This window comes from Pseudomonas sp. PA1(2017), from assembly GCF_001945375.1.
GTDB lineage: Bacteria > Pseudomonadota > Gammaproteobacteria > Pseudomonadales > Pseudomonadaceae > Aquipseudomonas.
Genome location: NZ_MSXU01000001.1, coordinates 333,068 through 349,508, shown reverse-complemented (window position 1 = coordinate 349,508; position 16,441 = coordinate 333,068). Strand labels below are relative to the sequence as shown.

Below are 16,441 nucleotides of genomic sequence, written 5' to 3'. Positions count from 1 at the left end.
TCGCTTGCAAGCGCCTGACTGGCCGCTAGCGGCTCGCTCGGGCGCCGCGGTCAGTGATCAGTTCCAGCCAGCGCGATCCATCAGGCGAATGGCCTCGGCCTGACGCTTGCCGGCCACTTCCACGGCGATGCTGTCTGCCTTGAACTCACCCCAGGAGGCGACTTCCGCTGAAGGCTTCACCTTCGGGTTGGCCGGGAACTCCTTGTTGGCGTCGGCGAAGATGTTCTGCGCTTCGGCACTGGTCATCCACTCGACCAGCTTCTGCGCCGCCTCGGGGTTCGGCGCATGCTTGGTCAGGCCGACACCGGACAGGTTGACGTGCACGCCGCGGTCTTTCTGGTTCGGCCAGAACAGCTTGGCTTTCAGGTCGGGCTTCTGCTCGTGCAGGCGGCCGAAATAGTAGGTGTTGACGATGCCCACGTCGCACTGGCCGGCGGCCACGGCGTTGATGACCGAGTTGTCGTCCGGGAACACGTCGGTCGCCAGGTTGTTGACCCAGCCTTTGATGATCTCCTCGGTCTTGGCTTCACCGTGAGTCTCGATCAGGGTGGCGGTGAGCGACTGGTTGTAGACCTTCTTGCTGGTGCGCAGGCACAGGCGGCCCTCCCAGTTCTTGTCGGCCAGCGCTTCGTAGGTGGTCAGCTCGCCGTCCTTCACCCGTTCCGGCGAGTAGACGATGGTACGCGCGCGCAGCGACAGGCCGGTCCAGGCACCGCTGGCGGCGCGGTACTGAGCAGGAATGTTGGCGTCGACGACGCTGGACTTCATCGGCTGCAGAATGCCCATCTGCTCGGCCTGCCAGAGGTTGCCGGCGTCGACGGTGATCAGCAGATCTGCCGGGGTGTTCTCGCCCTCTGCCTTGATGCGCTCCATCAGCGGCGCTTCCTTGTCGGTGATGAACTTCACCGCGACGCCGCTCTTGGCGGTATAGGCGTCGAACACCGGCTTGATCAGCTCGTCGATACGCGAGGAATAGACCACGACTTCATCGGCGGCCTGCACCGCGCTGGCCAGCGTACTGAGGGTGAAAACGGCGAGAAGCGCACGACGTACCGACATGACAGAGACCTTGTGGAAGATGAGAGAGCGAGGATGATAGTGACTCGCATCTGCACCGCACACCGGGAGCTCGTTGCCAGATATTACAGCGCCATCAGGCCTTCGCCAGCTCCGGCAGGTCGCCGCTCAGGCCAAGGGCCTGGCGCACGAACAGCGCCTTGGCGTCCTCCAGGCCGTCGACCAGATCCAGGCCGGCGTTGCGCGCCAGGCGCAGCGCCAGGGAGTCGCTCTGGAACAGGCGCTGGAAGCCTTCCATCGCCGCCATCATCGCCAGGTTGTGCGGCATGCGCCGGCGCTCGTAACGACTCAGCACGCGCTCATCGGCCAGCCGTTCGCCGCGTGCCGCGGCCTGCGCCAGCACTTCGGCGAGCACCGCGGCGTCGAGGAAGCCGAGGTTGACGCCCTGCCCAGCCAGCGGGTGGATGGTGTGGGCGGCGTCGCCGATCAGTGCCAGCCCCGGTTCGACGTAACGCTTGGCGTGCCGCTGGCGCAGCGGAATGCACAGGCGGCGATCCACCTGCAGCACCTGGCCGAGGCGGTACTCGAACGCCTGCCCCAGCTCTGTAGAAAACGCGTCGTCGTCCAGTGCCATCAGCCCGGTGGCCTGATCCGGCGTAGTCGACCAGACGATCGAGCACCAGTGCTCGCCGTCGCGCTCGCCCAGCGGCAGGAAGGCCAGCGGACCTTCGTCGGTGAAGCGCTGCCAGGCCGTGGCCTGATGAGCCTCGGCACAACGCACGCTGGTGACGATGGCGTGGTGCAGGTAATCCCATTCGCGGGTTTCGCAGCCGGCCAGGCGGCGCACTGCGGAATTAGCGCCATCCGCCGCGATAATCAGCGGCGTACGCAGCTCGCGTCCGTCGGCCAGGGTCAGCAGCCAGTCATCACCAGAGTGGCGCAGGCGCTCCAGGCGCGCACCGGCCAACAGCCCCACGTCGCTGTCATGCAGGCGCTCGAGCAGGGCGTCCTGGACCACGCGGTTCTCGACGATATGGCCAAGGGTCATGGCATGCACGCTGCCGGCGCTGAAATGGATATGGCCGGTGCCGCTGCCGTCCCAGACATGCATGTCGCGATAGGGGCAACTGCGCCGCGCCAGCACGCCAGGCCAGGCGCCGAGACGTTCGAGAATGCGCTGGCTGGCCATCGACAAGGCGCTGACCCGCGGCTCGTAGCCTGCGCTGGCGTCGAACGGTTCGACCCGCATCGGGCCGCCATCGAGCACCAGGCATTCCAGGCCATGCCCGCGCAAGGCCAGTGCCAGGGCGCTGCCGACCATGCCGGCGCCCACGATGATCAGGTCTGCACGCATCTCGTTCATATCCTCAGGCTGCCTGTCGCACGCGCGGCTTGAGCCGCACGTAAAGCGTCTTGTTGACCCGCGCCACCAGGGTGCCGCTGCCATCGCGCACCTCGACCGGCAATTCGGGCAGGTACTTGTCGCCATCGGCGGTGCGCTCGCGCACCTCGTCGATGAAGGCCTGGTCGATGGCGAACGAGGCGAACACCGGCCCGCGGCCCGGCGCAATGAAATCGATGCTGGCGGCCTTGTCCCAGACCACGTAATCGCGGCCCAGGTTCTCCATCAGCATCAGCATGTAGAAGGGATCGGTCATCGAATACAGGCTGCCGCCGAACTGGGTACCCACGTAATTGCGGTTGTACCAGCCCAAACGCATTTTAACCTCGACCTGACGGAAATCCGGAGCGATACGGCGGATCCACACACCGGCGCCCAGGTAAGGCGGGTAGGCGTTCATGATCCAGCGCAGCACACGGGCCTTGCGCGCCAGCCGGCGGGCATTCATTGCGGGTTACCGCGAGTACCCATGCCCATGGCCTGACGCGCGAACCAGCGCTTGGCCGGCGGCAGCAACTCCAGCCCGAGCAGGCCCAGATTGCGGCCGGCGGCGAGCAGCGGCTGGTCGGTGCTGAACAGCCGGGTGACCTGATCGGAAAACGCCACTGTGCGCGCCTGGTCACCGGCCTGGGTGGCGGCGTAGCGTTGCAGGGTGGTCAGATCACCCAGCGGTGCCGCGCTCGCCAGCAGCGTATCGGCCAGCGCACGCACGTCACGCAGCGACAGGTTGAAACCTTGCCCGGCGATCGGGTGCAGGCTGTGGGCCGCATTGCCGAGCACCACCAGGTTGGCGCGCACCTGCTCGGCGGCTTCGATCAGCACCAGCGGGTACGGCACCCGTGCGCCAACCTGGCGCAGGGCACCGAGGCGGTAACCGAAGGCCTGCTGCAGCTCGGCGAGAAAGGCGCGCTCATCTAGCTTGAGCAGCCGTTCGACCTCGCGGCTCGGGTGCGTCCACACCAGCGCACAGCGATTATCGGAAAGCGGCAACAGCGCCAGCGGGCCGGATTCGGTGAAACGCTCGAAGGCCTCGCCGCCATGGGCCTGTGATGGCGTGATGTTGGCGATCAAGGCAGTCTGATCGTACGGTCGCTGATTGACGGCGATCCCCAATTGCTCACGCAACGACGAACGCCCGCCATCGGCGAGGATGGCCAGCGAGCAGTCGATCAGGGTTTCGTCGTCCAGGGTCAGGCGATAGCCTTCGGCGGTGGGCTCCATGCGCTCGACCTGGGCCGGGCAGCGCCATTGGATCACTTCGGCGTCCAGTGCCTGCCACAGGCAGTGGCCGAGCCAGGCGTTTTCCACCACGTAGCCCAGGGCCGGCACGTTTTCCTGATCGGCGCTGAGCCGGGCTGCCGCGAAACGCCCGCGGTCGGAGACGTGAATGCGCTCGATGGCGGTGCCCTGTTCGGCAACCGCCGGCCACAGGCCGAGGCCTTCGTAGATCAGTCGCGAGCCGTAGGACAGCGCCGTGGAGCGGGCATCGTAACTGGGCTGGTAGCCGTCGCCTGGGGCGAACGGTTCGATCAGCGCGATACGCCAGCCGCGCTTGCGCGCCTCGCCCTGCAGCGCCAGCGCCAGGCTGGCGCCAACCAGGCCGCCACCGATGATCGCCACGTCGACTCGCAACATGGCCTCAGGCTACCTGCGCACGGGCGGCGGCCATCAGTGCTTCGATCTCGTCGACGGCCTTGGGCACGTCGTTGGTGAGGATCTCGCAACCGCTCTTGGTCACCACCACGTCATCCTCGATGCGCACACCGATGCCGCGCCATTTCTTGGCGACGTTCTGGTTGTCCACGGCGATGTAGATGCCCGGCTCGACGGTCATCGCCATGCCGACTTCGAGCACGCGCCATTCGCCGCCGACCTTGTATTCGCCGACATCGTGCACGTCCATGCCCAGCCAGTGGCCGGCGCGGTGCATGTAGAACGGCTTGTAGGCCTCGGCCGCGATCAACTCGTCGACGTCGCCGTCCAGCAAACCGAGATCGACCAAGCCTTTGGTGATGACCCGCACCGTGGCCTCGTGGGCCTCGTTCCAATGGCGGCCGGGAGCGATGAACCTGAAGGCTTCCATATTGGCGGCCAGCACGATCTCGTAGATGGCCTTCTGCTCGGGCGTGAACGTACCGCTGACCGGAAAGGTGCGGGTGATATCGCTGGCGTAGCAGTCGATCTCGCAGCCGGCGTCGATCAGCACCAGATCGCCGTCCTTGAGCAGCGCGTCGTTCTCGCGGTAGTGCAGGATGCAGGCATTCTTGCCCGCCGCGACGATGGAGCCGTAGGCCGGCATCTTCGAACCGCCCTTGCGGAATTCGTAATCGAGCTCCGCTTCCAGGTGATATTCGTAGAGCCCGGCACGGCTGGCCTGCATGGCCTTGATATGGGCGCGGGCGGAAATCTGCGCCGCTTCGCGCATCACCTTCACCTCGCCGGCCGACTTGTACAGGCGCAGGTCGTGCAGGAAGTGGTTTAGGGCGACGAATTCCTTGGGCGGCGACGCGCCCTGGCGCGCCTTGGAGCGGATCACGTTGACCCACTCCATCAGGTGCCGGTCGAACTCCGGGTTGGTGCCCACCGCGTAATAGACGCGCTCACGGCCCTCGATCAGGCCTGGCAGGATGTCGTCGATATCACCGATGGGAAAGGCATCGTCCGCGCCATAGCGGCTGATCGCCCCTTCCTGACCGGCGCGCAAACCGTCCCACAACTCGCGGTCGGGATCGCGCTCCCGGCAGAACAGCACGTACTCGCCATGCTCACGGCCGGGAATCAGGGCGATCACCGCCTCGGGCTCGGGAAAGCCGGACAGGTACTGGAAATCGCTGTCCTGGCGGTAGATGTGCTCGACGTCGCGGTTGCGAATGAACACCGGCGCCGCCGGCAGGATGGCAATGCTGTTCGGTTCCATCTGCGCCATCAGCGCCTTGCGACGGCGGGCGTATTCCGCTTTGGAGATGCTGGTCATGGGCAGGCTCGATTCCGGTCGGTGAAGGGCGCGATCAGTGCAGCGAAGGCTTGGGCGCCTGGGCAGCCGGCTTGGCGCACTCGCTGAACAGTAGCAGCGGCGCGACGCGCAGGTACTCCATGACTTCCATGTAATCGTTCTCGCCGTCCTCGGACTCGTCCAGCGCATTCTGCACCTGGGCGATGGCGGACAAATCCTGCAGCACTTCCATGGCCTCGGCGCTCAACGCAGCGTCGCCGACTGTCAGCCCGAAGCCACCGAGAAAGCCCTGACACCACTGGCCCAGCGCCGCAGCACGCTCGGCCAGGGGGGCTTCGTCGGAGGGCAGCAGCAGAACCACGGTGACGTCGTCACCGGTCAGCTCGCCGCGCACCATTTCCTGCAGGCCAATCAACGCCTGGCGTACGTTTTCCGGCGGCTCGACACCGAGCTGTTCAGTGGCGTCGACCAGCCAGGGGCCAGCCTCGAAGCCCGCGCCAGCGCAACTGCGACCCAGCAGCAGGCCGTGCAATTCGGCAGGTGAAACGGAGGAACCACCACTGGCGAGCAGGGCAGCGAATGCAGCGTAGGGAGAACTGGAAGTCGGCATCGATCACTAGGCGCCAAGGGGCGCAATCACTAGAATGGAGGCTTTCTATCCTAGCACTGGCGCACGCGCCAAAACCATCGGCCGGTTTGCACCGGCGAGCCGCTGGATCTATACACTGCGCACACCCTGCCAAAGCGAGAGCCAATGGAAGACGCCGATCTACACGCCCTGACGGCAAAGCTGGAACTGCTGATCCAGCGCGTCGAGCGACTCAAGGCACAAAACCGTCTCTTGCTGGAAAGCGAGCAGGCATGGCGCGAAGAACGCGCTCATCTGATCGAAAAGAACGAAATGGCTCGGCACAAGGTCGAATCGATGATTTCGCGCCTCAAAGCCCTGGAGCAGGACTCATGACCCAATCTAATACCGTCACCGTTCAGATTCTGGACAAAGAATATTGCATCGCCTGCCCCGCCGATGAGCGTAGCAACCTGCAAAGCGCCGCCCGCTACCTGGACGGCAAGATGCGGGAGATCCGCAGCGGCGGCAAAGTCATCGGCGCCGACCGCGTCGCGGTGATGGCAGCCCTGAACATCACTCATGATCTGCTGCACAAGCAGCAGAACCTCGACAAGCAGGCCACCGTCACCCGCGACCACGTGCGCGACCTGCTCGGCCGGGTCGACAACGCACTCGACGAAACCGATGGCCGTGGCGCCTGACCAACGGTCGTCCTTTTGCGTTATACTGGCCGCAGCTCCCTGGAGTGTGCGCCAGTTGGTTGATGTCCCTGAGCCGATACGCACAACCCCGGGGGTTGTCAGTTGAGGCCGGTGTGCATGTCCGCTTGACGGAAAGCCTTAAGGTTTCCTGCAACCTCCACCTTGAACTTTCGGGTTCAAGGGCTAAACCGACAGCGGCATGCTGGGGAGTCACAAATTTGCAGCCCGCTGCTGGCCCAGGCCAGCAGCGGGCTTTTTGTTGGTGGCGAGCGCCCATGGATGCACGGCGTAGTTGGAACAACAAGGGGATCGGCCCATGATCGAAGCCAGCAACCTGACCCGCGCCCAGCTGCGCCGCACGCTGCGCAAGACGCGGCGCGAGCTGCCCAGGGCTGCGCAACGCAAGGCGGCGGCGGCGCTGTATCGCCAGTTGGCCCAGCATCCGATCTTTCGCCGCGCGCACAGCGTCGCCCTGTACCTGGCCAATGACGGGGAAATCGACCCGCACCTGCTGATCAGAGCCGCCCATACGCGCGGTAAGCAGGTGTTCCTGCCGGTGCTGAAATCCTGGCCACGCACCAGCATGGTGTTCCAGCGCCTGGACGCGCACGAAAAGCTCGCTGCCAATCGCTTCGGCATCCCCGAACCCCGCCGCAACGGCAAGCGCCAGCGCAAGATCTGGACGCTCGATCTGATCCTGCTGCCCCTGGTGGGCTTCGACCAGCACGGCGGTCGCCTCGGCATGGGCGGCGGCTTCTACGATCGCAGCCTGGCGTATCGCGCACGGCGCAAAAATTGGCACAAACCGACCCTGCTCGGGCTGGCCCACGGCTGCCAGCAGGTGGACCGGCTGAGCATGGCCAACTGGGACGTACCACTGGATGCCACCGTGACCGATGGCGGCTGGTATTAACACGCCGCGCTTAACGCTCGGCTCGAACCGCCTCAGTAACTGGTTTACCCTGCTGCCACTGGCTTTGCGTGTAGCCCGTGGTCACCATGCCAAGGCCGAATACCAGTACCAGCATCCACAACAGATCAGGCTTGCGCCGCATATCACCACTCCCTACCGAATCCCCCGTCACGCAGCACCTGCAGCGCACCGACTCAGAGAGCAAAGTTCATGCCCTATTGGCTGATGAAATCCGAACCCGACGACTTGTCCATCCATGACCTGCAGCGCCTGGCCAAGACGCGCTGGGATGGCGTGCGCAACTACCAGGCGCGCAACTTCATCCGCAGCATGCAGGCGGGCGATCAATTCCTGTTCTATCACTCCAGTTGCCCGCAACCGGGAGTTGCCGGCATCGCCCGGATCGACGGGGCACCCTACCCGGATCCCGCTGCGCTGGATCCGCAGAGCCATTACTTCGACGCCAAAGCCAGCACCGAGAAGAATCCGTGGACGGCCATCGACGTGAGTTTCGTGGAGGCGTTCAAGCAGGTCATCCCGCTCGCCGAACTGAAGGCACAGACGGCGCTGGCGGAACTCGCGCTGGTGCAAAAAGGCAGCCGCCTGTCAGTGATGCCCGTCACCGAGGCGCAGTGGACGGCAATTCTGCTGCTGAAATGATCAGCCCTGCAGGATCAGGTTGTTGAACAGCAGGTCTTCGACCAGCGGCTGGCCTTCCTCGTCGGTGAGCACCTGCTGGACCTGCTTGAGGGCTTCCTGGCGCAGCTTTTCCTTGGCATCGGGGGTGGCCAAGTTCTCTTCGGTCTGCTGGGAGAACAGCATCACCAGTTGGTTGCGAATCAGCGGCTCGTGGTGGGTGACCTTGGCTTCGGCATCGGCGCCGGTGACGCGCAGCGCCACGTCAGCCTTGTAGTACTTGAGCTTGGGCCCGGCACCGAAGTTGCCGACCAGCGCCGGCGTCAGGCTGTGATAAATCACCTGCGGTGCGGCGCCCTCGCCCTCGCCTTCCTTCTTTTCTTCATTGGCGAACGCCGGGATCGACAGTGCGCAGGCAAGCAGAAGCGTGATGAGGGTTTTCACAGGGCGATCTCCGTTGGGTTGCCCGCAAGCATAGCAACGCCTGGCGCAGACCCCAATGCTTATGGCGGGTTATCAGACGAGGCCATGCTCGTTGACCGTAAGGCCCGCTTACCTAAACTGCAGGGCGACTCCCCTCAAGGTAAACCACCATGAAAGCACTGCTCTGCAAAGCCTTCGGCCCTGCCGAAACGCTAGTACTGGAGGCCGTCGACAGCCCAAGCCCGAAAGGCAACGAGGTATTGATCGAGGTGCAGGCCGCTGGCGTGAATTTCCCGGATACGCTGATCATCGAGGGCAAATACCAGTTCAAGCCACCATTCCCGTTCTCGCCCGGTGGCGAAGTAGCCGGCGTAGTCAGCACGGTGGGCGACAAGATCGCGAACCTGAAGGCAGGCGACCGGGTGATGGCCCTAACCGGCTGGGGCGGCTTTGCCGAACAGGTAGCCGCGCCCGCTTACAACGTGCTGCCGGTGCCCGCGAGCATGGACCTGACCACGGCAGCCGCCTTCGGCATGACCTACGGCACTTCGATGCACGCACTTAGGCAGCGCGCAGGCCTCAAACCGGGTGAAACCCTGCTGGTGCTGGGCGCCGCCGGCGGTGTCGGCCTGGCGGCGGTGGAAATTGGCAAGGCCATGGGCGCCCGGGTGATCGCCGCAGCCAGTAGTGCAGAGAAGCTGGAAGTGGCGCGCAACGCTGGCGCCGACGAGCTGATCGACTACAGCGAGCAGAGCCTCAAGGACGAAGTGAAAAAGCTCACCAACGGCCAGGGCGTCGACGTGATCTACGATCCAGTCGGTGGACCGCTGTTCGAGGAGGCGTTTCGCTGTATGGCCTGGAATGGCCGCTTCCTGGTCGTCGGCTTCGCCGCCGGCGGTGGCATCCCGGCGCTGCCAGCCAACCTGCCGCTACTCAAGGGCGCTGCCCTGGTCGGCGTGTTCTGGGGCTCCTTTGCCCAGCGCCAGCCGGCGGACAACGCCGACAACTTCCGGCAGCTGTTCGCCTGGCATGCCGAGGGCAAACTCAAGCCGCTGGTGTCGCAGACCTTCCCGCTGGAGCGCGGCGGCGAGGCGATCGACGCCCTCGGCCAGCGCAAGGCGGTCGGCAAGCTGGTGGTGACCGTTCGCTGACGGGGCGCGCCTGCTCCTTAAAACAGAAAGCCGCCGGAGGCGGCTTTCTTCGTTCAGCCCCGCGGCGCGTAGGCGAATACGTCGGCGCGCATCTGATGGGCATCCATGCCGGACTCGACCAAGGCGTCGAGGGTGGCGTAGACCATGCTCGGCGAACCGCTGGCATATACGTGCAGCGCACGCAGATCCGTGAAGTCCTCTCGAACCGCCTCGTGCAGCAGGCCGCAGCGGCCCTGCCAGCCGCACTGGTCGCTGACCACCTGATGAAGAGACAGGTTGGGCAACGCCTGCCACTCGTCCCAATGGGGCAGTTGATAAAAATCTTCGGGACGCCGCGCGCCCCAGTACAGGTGCACCGGGTGCTGGAACCCCCGCGAGCGACATTCTTCGATCAGGCTGTGCATCTGCGCCATGCCCGTACCGGCGGCGATCAGCACAAGCGGCCCGTCTGGCAGCTCGGCCAGGTGGGCGTCGCCGAATGGCAACTGCACCCGCGCCGTGCCCTGCTCGCGCAGCTGCTGCAGCAGGTTCAATGCACTCGCTTCGCGCCCTAGAATATGCAGCTCCAGGTCACGGCCCTGCTGCGGCGCCGAGGCCAGGGAAAAAGCCGACTTCTCGCCATCCTGGCGTTCGATCAACAGGTACTGGCCGGCGTGGTAGCGCGGCGGCTTGCCGGCCGGCGCCCGCAGCAGCACGCGCCACACATCGCCGCCGGCCTCGATGCAGTCCACCACCTGGCAACCCAGGCTGCGTACCGGCAATTCGCCGGGCAGCAGCACGCCGTCCCAGTGCAGCACGCAGTCTTGCAGCGGCTCGGCGATGCAGGCGTACAGCTCGCCATGGTCCAGTTCGGCGCCGTTCTGGCGCACGCGACCTTCGATCAGCAGCGCGGCGCACACATGACAATTGCCGTTGCGGCAGCTTTGCGGGCAGGTGTAGCCCAGGCGCCTAGCTGCATCGAGGATGGCTTCGCCGGCTTCGACTTCGAGCACTGCGCCGGAGGGTTGCAGGGTGACCTTCATCAATCGATTCCCAACTGGCTCCACATTTCATCGACCCGCTTGGTGACCGCCTCGTCCTTGACGATGGCGCGGCCCCACTCACGATTGGTTTCACCCGGCCACTTGTGAGTGGCATCCAGGCCCATCTTCGAACCCAGGCCGGAGATCGGTGAGGCGAAATCCAGATAGTCGATCGGTGTATTCTCGATCATCACCGTGTCGCGCTTGGGGTCCATGCGCGTGGTGATGGCCCAGATCACGTCGTTCCAGTCGCGGGCATTGATGTCGTCGTCGGTGACGATCACGAACTTGGTGTACATGAACTGGCGCAGGAACGACCACACGCCCAACATCACGCGCTTGGCGTGCCCTGGGTACTGCTTCTTCATGGTCACCACCGCCATGCGGTAGGAACAACCCTCCGGCGGCAGGTAGAAGTCGGTGATCTCCGGGAACTGCTTCTGCAGGATCGGCACGAACACTTCGTTCAGCGCCACGCCAAGAATCGCTGGCTCGTCTGGCGGCCGGCCGGTGTAGGTGCTGTGATAGATCGGATCACGACGACGGGTGATGCGTTCGACGGTGAACACCGGGAAGGTGTCGACCTCGTTGTAATAACCGGTGTGATCGCCGTACGGGCCTTCTGGCGCGGTTTCGCCCGGATGGATCACACCCTCGAGAACGATCTCGGCGCTGGCCGGAACTTGCAGGTCGTTACCGATGGCCTTGACCAGCTCGGTGCGATGACCACGCAGCAGGCCGGCGAAGGCGTATTCGGACAGGGTGTCGGGCACTGGCGTGACGGCGCCGAGGATGGTCGCCGGGTCCGCCCCCAGGGCCACGCACACCGGATAGGGTTTGCCCGGATGCTTCTGGCACCACTCGCGGTAATCCAGCGCGCCGCCGCGGTGGCTGAGCCAGCGCATGATCACCTTGTTGCGGCCGATCACCTGCTGGCGATAGATACCGAGATTCTGACGCTCCTTGTTCGGCCCCTTGGTGATGGTCAGACCCCAGGTGATCAGCGGCGCCACGTCGCCCGGCCAGCAGTGCTGGATCGGCAGTTTGCTCAGGTCGACGTCGTCGCCCTCCTCGATCACTTCATGGCACGGCGCATCCTTGAGCACCTTGGGCGCCATGCTGATGACCTTCTTGAAGATCGGCAGCTTGCTCCAGGCATCCTTGAGCCCCTTCGGCGGCTCGGGCTCCTTGAGAAAGGCCAGCAGCTTGCCGATTTCGCGCAGCTCGGAAACGTCTTCGGCGCCCATGCCCAACGCCACGCGCTTGGGCGTACCGAACAGGTTGCCGAGTACCGGAACGCTGTGGCCGGTGGGGTTCTCGAACAGCAGTGCCGGGCCGCTTTTGCGCAGGGTGCGGTCGCACACTTCGGTCATTTCCAGGATAGGCGATACCGGCGCCTTGATGCGCTTGAGCTCGCCGCGCGCTTCCAGGCCGCGGATAAAGTCGCGCAGATCGCGATACTGCATGCTGGAACCTCACTTGAATCGGGGCGCAAAGTTTAGCGCCGAAGTCGGACTTGCAGAACAGTCGATACTACAGACAGACAAAAGCCGGGTTTCCCCGGCTTTTTTGTACCACCAGTAAATGCTGGATCGTAGCGAGCGAAGGTCAGGCGAGGGCTAGGCGCCCCCACGAAAACCGGCGAAAAAGCGGAGTGTACTTTTGTACATGAGCATTTTGAGCCGGTTTTCAACGAAGCATGGCATTCGCGCAGTAGATCCGCTTACTTGCGCTTCATGGACATGAAGAACTCGTCGTTCGTTTTGGTAGCTTTGAGCTTGTCGATCAGGAACTCGATGGCGGCGATCTCATCCATCGGGTGCAGCAGCTTGCGCAGGATCCACATGCGCTGCAGCTCGTCTTCTGCGGTCAGCAACTCTTCGCGACGGGTACCGGCGCGGTTGATGTTGATGGCCGGGAATACGCGCTTCTCGGCGATACGACGATCCAGGGGCAGCTCCATGTTGCCGGTACCCTTGAATTCTTCGTAGATCACTTCGTCCATCTTCGAGCCGGTTTCGACCAGCGCGGTGGCGATGATGGTCAGCGAGCCGCCTTCTTCGATGTTACGCGCGGCGCCGAAGAAACGCTTCGGCTTCTCCAGAGCGTGGGCGTCGACACCACCGGTGAGCACCTTGCCGGAGCTCGGGATCACGGTGTTGTAGGCACGGGCCAGACGGGTGATGGAGTCGAGCAGGATGACCACATCCTTCTTGTGCTCGACCAGGCGCTTGGCCTTCTCGATGACCATCTCGGCAACCTGCACGTGGCGGGTCGGCGGCTCGTCGAAGGTGGAGGCGACCACTTCGCCGCGCACGGTGCGCTGCATTTCGGTCACTTCTTCCGGGCGCTCGTCGATCAGCAGAACGATCAGGTGGCACTCGGGGTTGTTACGGGTGATGTTCGAGGCGATGTTCTGCAGCATGATGGTCTTGCCCGCTTTCGGCGGGGCGACGATCAGGCCGCGCTGGCCCTTGCCGATCGGCGCGCAGAGGTCGATCACACGGCCGGTGATATCCTCGGTGGAGCCGTTGCCGGCTTCCATGGTCAGGCGCTTGTTGGGGAACAGCGGCGTCAGGTTCTCGAACAGAATCTTGTTCTTGGCGTTTTCCGGACGGTCGAAATTGATGCTGTCGACTTTGAGCAGGGCGAAATAACGCTCGCCTTCTTTCGGCGGGCGGATCTTGCCAACGATGGTGTCACCGGTACGCAGGTTGAAGCGGCGGATCTGGCTCGGCGAGACGTAGATGTCATCGGGGCCGGCGAGATAGGAGGCGTCTGCGCTGCGCAAAAAGCCGAAACCGTCCTGGAGAATCTCCAGCACGCCGTCACCGGAAATTTCTTCACCGCCTTTGGCGTGTTTCTTCAACAACGAGAAGATCACGTCCTGCTTGCGCGAGCGGGCCATGTTCTCGATGCCCATCTGCTCGGCCATTTCCAGCAGTTCGGTAATCGGCTTTTGCTTGAGTTCAGTCAGATTCATATAGGAATGACGTATTTATAAGAGGAGGGAATGGTAAGCATTGAGCTTGAGAGGCCGCACCGCGAGGAGGCGACAGGCGCCCGCTTTATTGTCGAATGTTCGATTAGGAATGCGTCGGCAGCGGCGTGCAGGGGGTCACTTAGGAAAAGCGACGGCCCCGAATGTAACATCGGCTTTGCGAAGGCGTCTAGCCTCCAGGCAGAAAAAAGCCCCGTTGTCTACGGGGCTTTTCGGCGACGCTTACAGGTTGGCGTCGATGAAGGCAGCCAGTTGCGACTTGGACAGGGCGCCGACCTTGGTGGCTTCGACGCTGCCGTTCTTGAACAGCATCAGGGTCGGGATGCCACGCACGCCGTACTTCGGCGGAGTGTCCTGGTTCTCGTCGATGTTCAGTTTGCAGACCTTCAGCTTGCCCTGGTACTCCTTGGAGATCTCGTCCAGCACCGGAGCGATCATCTTGCACGGACCACACCACTCGGCCCAATAGTCGACCAGCACCGGCCCGTCTGCCTGGATGACGTCCTGATCGAAGCTGGCATCGCTTACATTGGTGATGAATTCACTCATGGGAAGTCTCCGTGTTGGCACGCAATAACGATAAAAGTGGCGGCCATGATAGCCCGGCTCGCGTGACACAGGAAGGCGCCCGCCATTGAGCGTAGCCATAGAGGCTATCGACACGGCCAATGGGCGAGCCCGCCGATGAAGCGCACGCGCGACCGCCGCAGGCAGCTGGCGCAATGCCTGCAACGTGCGTATCCGTTGGCGTGCGCGGCCTATCGTGGCACGATGGCGGGGTTCTGCATCGAGATTGACTGATCATGCCGCAAACCCATTCCGAGTCCTTCCCGCTGGTCGCCGCCATCGACCTGGGTTCCAACAGCTTTCACATGGTGCTGGCCAAGGCCGACCATGGCGAGATCCGTATCCTCGAACGGCTCGGTGACAAGGTACAGCTGGCGGCGGGCATCGACGAACAGCGCCAGCTCAGCGAAGAGGCCATGCAACGCGGCCTCGATTGCCTGAGCCGCTTCGCCCAACTGACCAACAGCCTGCCCCAGGGCGCGGTGCGCATCGTCGGCACCAACGCTCTGCGCGAGGCGCGCAACCGCGCCGAGTTCATCCGCCGGGCCGAAGCGCTGCTGGGCCATCAGGTGGAAGTGATCTCCGGTCGCGAAGAAGCGCGCCTCATCTACCTGGGCGTGTCCCATTCGATCGCCGACACGCCGGGCAAGCGCCTGGTCGCCGATATCGGCGGTGGCAGTACCGAATTCATCATCGGCCAGCGCTTCGAGCCGCTGCTGCGCGAAAGCCTGCAGATGGGCTGCGTCAGCTACACCCAGCGCTATTTCAAGGACGGCAAGATCACCCCCGCCCGCTATGCCCAGGCCTACACCGCCGCGCGCCTGGAGATAATGGGCATCGAGCACGGCCTGACCCGCCTCGGCTGGCAAGATGCGGTCGGCGCCTCGGGCACCATCAAGGCCATCGGCCTGGCGATCCAGTCCGCGGGGCTGAGCAACAACGGTGAAGTCACCGCCGAAGGCCTGGCCTGGCTCAAGCGCAAGGTGTTCAAGTTCGGCGATGTCGAGCGCCTGGACCTGGAGGGCGTGAAGCCCGATCGCCGGCCGATCTTCCCGGCCGGCCTGGCGATTCTCGAAGCCATCTTCGATGCTTGCGAGCTGAATCGCATGAGCCATTCCGAAGGCGCACTGCGCGAAGGCGTGCTCTACGACCTGCTCGGCCGTCATCAGCATGAAGACGTGCGCGAACGCACCCTCTCGGCATTCATGGAGCGTTATCACGTCGATCAGGAGCAGGCCGCCCGGGTTGAAGCCAAGGCGTTGTCGGCCCTGGACAAGGTCGCCAAGGACTGGGAGCTGACCGACGACTGGCACCGCGAACTGCTCAGCTGGGCCGCCAAGGTTCACGAAGTCGGCCTGGACATCGCCCACTATCAGTACCACAAGCACGGCGCCTACCTGATCGAACACTCCGACCTGGCCGGCTTTTCGCGCCAGGATCAGCAGATGCTCGCCCTGCTGGTGCGCGGCCACCGCCGCAACATTCCCAAGGAAAAGCTCACCGAATTCGGCGCCGAGGGCGTCAAGTTGGTGCGCCTGTGCGTGTTGCTGCGCTTTGCCATCCTGTTCCACCACATTCGTGGCAGTCAGAACATGCCCAGCGTGCACCTGAAGGTCGGCCCCTCCAGCCTGGCCATCGAGTTCCCCCGGGGCTGGCTGGCCGCCAACCCGCTGACCCAGGCGGATTTCGAAAGCGAAGCCGAGTGGCTCAAGCGCATCGACATGACCCTGACCGTCAGCTGATGGCGTTGCCTGGATCAGGCGCCTGAGGGCTGCCATTCGATAACCAGCCCCTCCTGGCGAGCGAACCGCGGCAGGTGATCGTCGAGTACCGCGCGGATGCGTGCTGCGGCGTGTTCATCCGGCGCTTCGCAGGCGAAGCGCAGGCCCTGGGCATCGGCATACATCCGGCACGACCCGAACGGAAAATCCGCCCAGGCCTGGTGCTCGTCGAACTCGACAGCGATCTTGTGGCGAAAATGCTTGCACAGCTTGGTCATGTACAGCGTGGCCGAGGCGGTGGCCACGGCGCCTTGAAAACGGATCATGCAGGGCTCTCACGGTTCATTTCTTATGGGTGTCGCG

The 16,441-nt window shown here is 64.0% G+C and carries 18 protein-coding genes and 1 other RNA gene; 7 read left to right on the top strand and 12 right to left on the bottom strand.

Going from position 1 to position 16,441, the window contains the following annotated elements; translation table 11 throughout:
- Positions 1-57 precede the first annotated feature (57 nt).
- The 6 genes from BVH01_RS01595 to BVH01_RS01570 all read right to left on the bottom strand — a co-directional run bounded on the left by BVH01_RS01595 (position 58) and on the right by BVH01_RS01570 (position 5,982).
- Positions 58-1,059, bottom strand: a complete 1,002-nt coding sequence (locus BVH01_RS01595; RefSeq protein ID WP_075928656.1) for an extracellular solute-binding protein — start codon at positions 1,057-1,059, stop codon at positions 58-60.
- A 94-nt stretch (positions 1,060-1,153) separates the two neighbouring features.
- Positions 1,154-2,371 (bottom strand): 2-octaprenyl-3-methyl-6-methoxy-1,4-benzoquinol hydroxylase, encoded by a 1,218-nt coding sequence (locus BVH01_RS01590; RefSeq protein WP_075929112.1) that lies wholly within the window; start codon positions 2,369-2,371, stop codon positions 1,154-1,156.
- Between the two features lie 13 nt (positions 2,372-2,384).
- Positions 2,385-2,867, bottom strand: a complete 483-nt coding sequence (locus BVH01_RS01585) for a DUF4442 domain-containing protein (protein WP_075928655.1) — start codon at positions 2,865-2,867, stop codon at positions 2,385-2,387.
- Positions 2,864-4,054 (bottom strand): 2-octaprenyl-6-methoxyphenyl hydroxylase, encoded by a 1,191-nt coding sequence (gene ubiH / locus BVH01_RS01580; protein WP_075928654.1) that lies wholly within the window; start codon positions 4,052-4,054, stop codon positions 2,864-2,866. The genes BVH01_RS01585 and ubiH overlap by 4 nt, the downstream gene beginning before the upstream one ends.
- 4 nt (positions 4,055-4,058) lie before the next feature.
- Positions 4,059-5,393: a Xaa-Pro aminopeptidase gene (gene pepP / locus BVH01_RS01575; RefSeq protein ID WP_075928653.1), complete on the bottom strand. Its 1,335-nt coding sequence runs from the start codon at positions 5,391-5,393 to the stop codon at positions 4,059-4,061.
- Between the two features lie 34 nt (positions 5,394-5,427).
- Entirely contained in the window at positions 5,428-5,982 is a 555-nt protein-coding gene (locus BVH01_RS01570; protein WP_075928652.1) for a YecA family protein, read from the bottom strand.
- A 144-nt stretch (positions 5,983-6,126) separates the two neighbouring features.
- Here BVH01_RS01570 and BVH01_RS01565 point away from each other — a divergent pair, with 144 nt between their 5' ends.
- From BVH01_RS01565 to BVH01_RS01545, 5 genes are all read left to right on the top strand, one after another.
- Positions 6,127-6,336, top strand: coding sequence for a TIGR02449 family protein (locus BVH01_RS01565; protein ID WP_013789617.1), 210 nt, complete (start codon positions 6,127-6,129; stop codon positions 6,334-6,336).
- On the top strand, positions 6,333-6,644 hold the full coding sequence (locus BVH01_RS01560; RefSeq protein WP_075928651.1) for a cell division protein ZapA: 312 nt from the start codon (positions 6,333-6,335) through the stop codon (positions 6,642-6,644). Before BVH01_RS01565 ends, BVH01_RS01560 begins: the two co-directional genes overlap by 4 nt.
- Positions 6,645-6,677: 33 nt before the next feature.
- Positions 6,678-6,857: non-coding RNA, 6S RNA (ssrS, locus tag BVH01_RS01555), on the top strand.
- Positions 6,858-6,960: 103 nt separating this feature from the next.
- The gene (locus tag BVH01_RS01550; protein ID WP_075928650.1) at positions 6,961-7,557 is read left to right on the top strand and encodes a 5-formyltetrahydrofolate cyclo-ligase; all 597 of its coding nucleotides are present in this window, start codon (positions 6,961-6,963) and stop codon (positions 7,555-7,557) included.
- Positions 7,558-7,767: 210 nt separating this feature from the next.
- Positions 7,768-8,217 carry an EVE domain-containing protein gene (locus tag BVH01_RS01545; RefSeq protein ID WP_075928649.1) on the top strand — a complete coding sequence of 150 codons (450 nt, stop codon included), beginning with the start codon at positions 7,768-7,770 and terminating at the stop codon, positions 8,215-8,217.
- Here BVH01_RS01545 and BVH01_RS01540 read toward each other — a convergent pair whose 3' ends face one another.
- Positions 8,218-8,637, bottom strand: coding sequence for a flagellar basal body-associated protein FliL (locus BVH01_RS01540; RefSeq protein WP_073262714.1), 420 nt, complete (start codon positions 8,635-8,637; stop codon positions 8,218-8,220).
- Between the two features lie 149 nt (positions 8,638-8,786).
- Between BVH01_RS01540 and BVH01_RS01535 the strand changes: the two genes are divergently transcribed.
- Positions 8,787-9,767: an NADPH:quinone oxidoreductase family protein gene (locus BVH01_RS01535; protein WP_075928648.1), complete on the top strand. Its 981-nt coding sequence runs from the start codon at positions 8,787-8,789 to the stop codon at positions 9,765-9,767.
- Between the two features lie 53 nt (positions 9,768-9,820).
- On the opposite strand, the gene BVH01_RS01530 is transcribed toward BVH01_RS01535, so the two are convergent.
- The 4 genes from BVH01_RS01530 to trxA all read right to left on the bottom strand — a co-directional run bounded on the left by BVH01_RS01530 (position 9,821) and on the right by trxA (position 14,339).
- Positions 9,821-10,789, bottom strand: coding sequence for a CDP-6-deoxy-delta-3,4-glucoseen reductase (locus tag BVH01_RS01530; RefSeq protein ID WP_075928647.1), 969 nt, complete (start codon positions 10,787-10,789; stop codon positions 9,821-9,823).
- Complete coding sequence (gene ubiD / locus BVH01_RS01525) at positions 10,789-12,255, bottom strand: 4-hydroxy-3-polyprenylbenzoate decarboxylase (RefSeq protein WP_075928646.1); 1,467 nt, start codon at positions 12,253-12,255, stop codon at positions 10,789-10,791. The genes BVH01_RS01530 and ubiD overlap by 1 nt, the downstream gene beginning before the upstream one ends.
- Positions 12,256-12,512: 257 nt before the next feature.
- Positions 12,513-13,772, bottom strand: a complete 1,260-nt coding sequence (gene rho / locus BVH01_RS01520) for a transcription termination factor Rho (protein WP_075928645.1) — start codon at positions 13,770-13,772, stop codon at positions 12,513-12,515.
- A 240-nt stretch (positions 13,773-14,012) separates the two neighbouring features.
- Positions 14,013-14,339, bottom strand: a complete 327-nt coding sequence (trxA, locus tag BVH01_RS01515) for a thioredoxin TrxA (RefSeq protein WP_013789608.1) — start codon at positions 14,337-14,339, stop codon at positions 14,013-14,015.
- 254 nt (positions 14,340-14,593) lie between these two features.
- Between trxA and ppx the strand changes: the two genes are divergently transcribed.
- Positions 14,594-16,099, top strand: a complete 1,506-nt coding sequence (ppx, locus tag BVH01_RS01510; protein ID WP_075928644.1) for an exopolyphosphatase — start codon at positions 14,594-14,596, stop codon at positions 16,097-16,099.
- A gap of 14 nt (positions 16,100-16,113) precedes the next feature.
- Here the strand turns inward: ppx and BVH01_RS01505 are convergent, their stop codons facing one another.
- Positions 16,114-16,404, bottom strand: coding sequence for a DUF2218 domain-containing protein (locus BVH01_RS01505; RefSeq protein WP_075928643.1), 291 nt, complete (start codon positions 16,402-16,404; stop codon positions 16,114-16,116).
- Between the last annotated feature and the right edge of the window lie 37 nt (positions 16,405-16,441).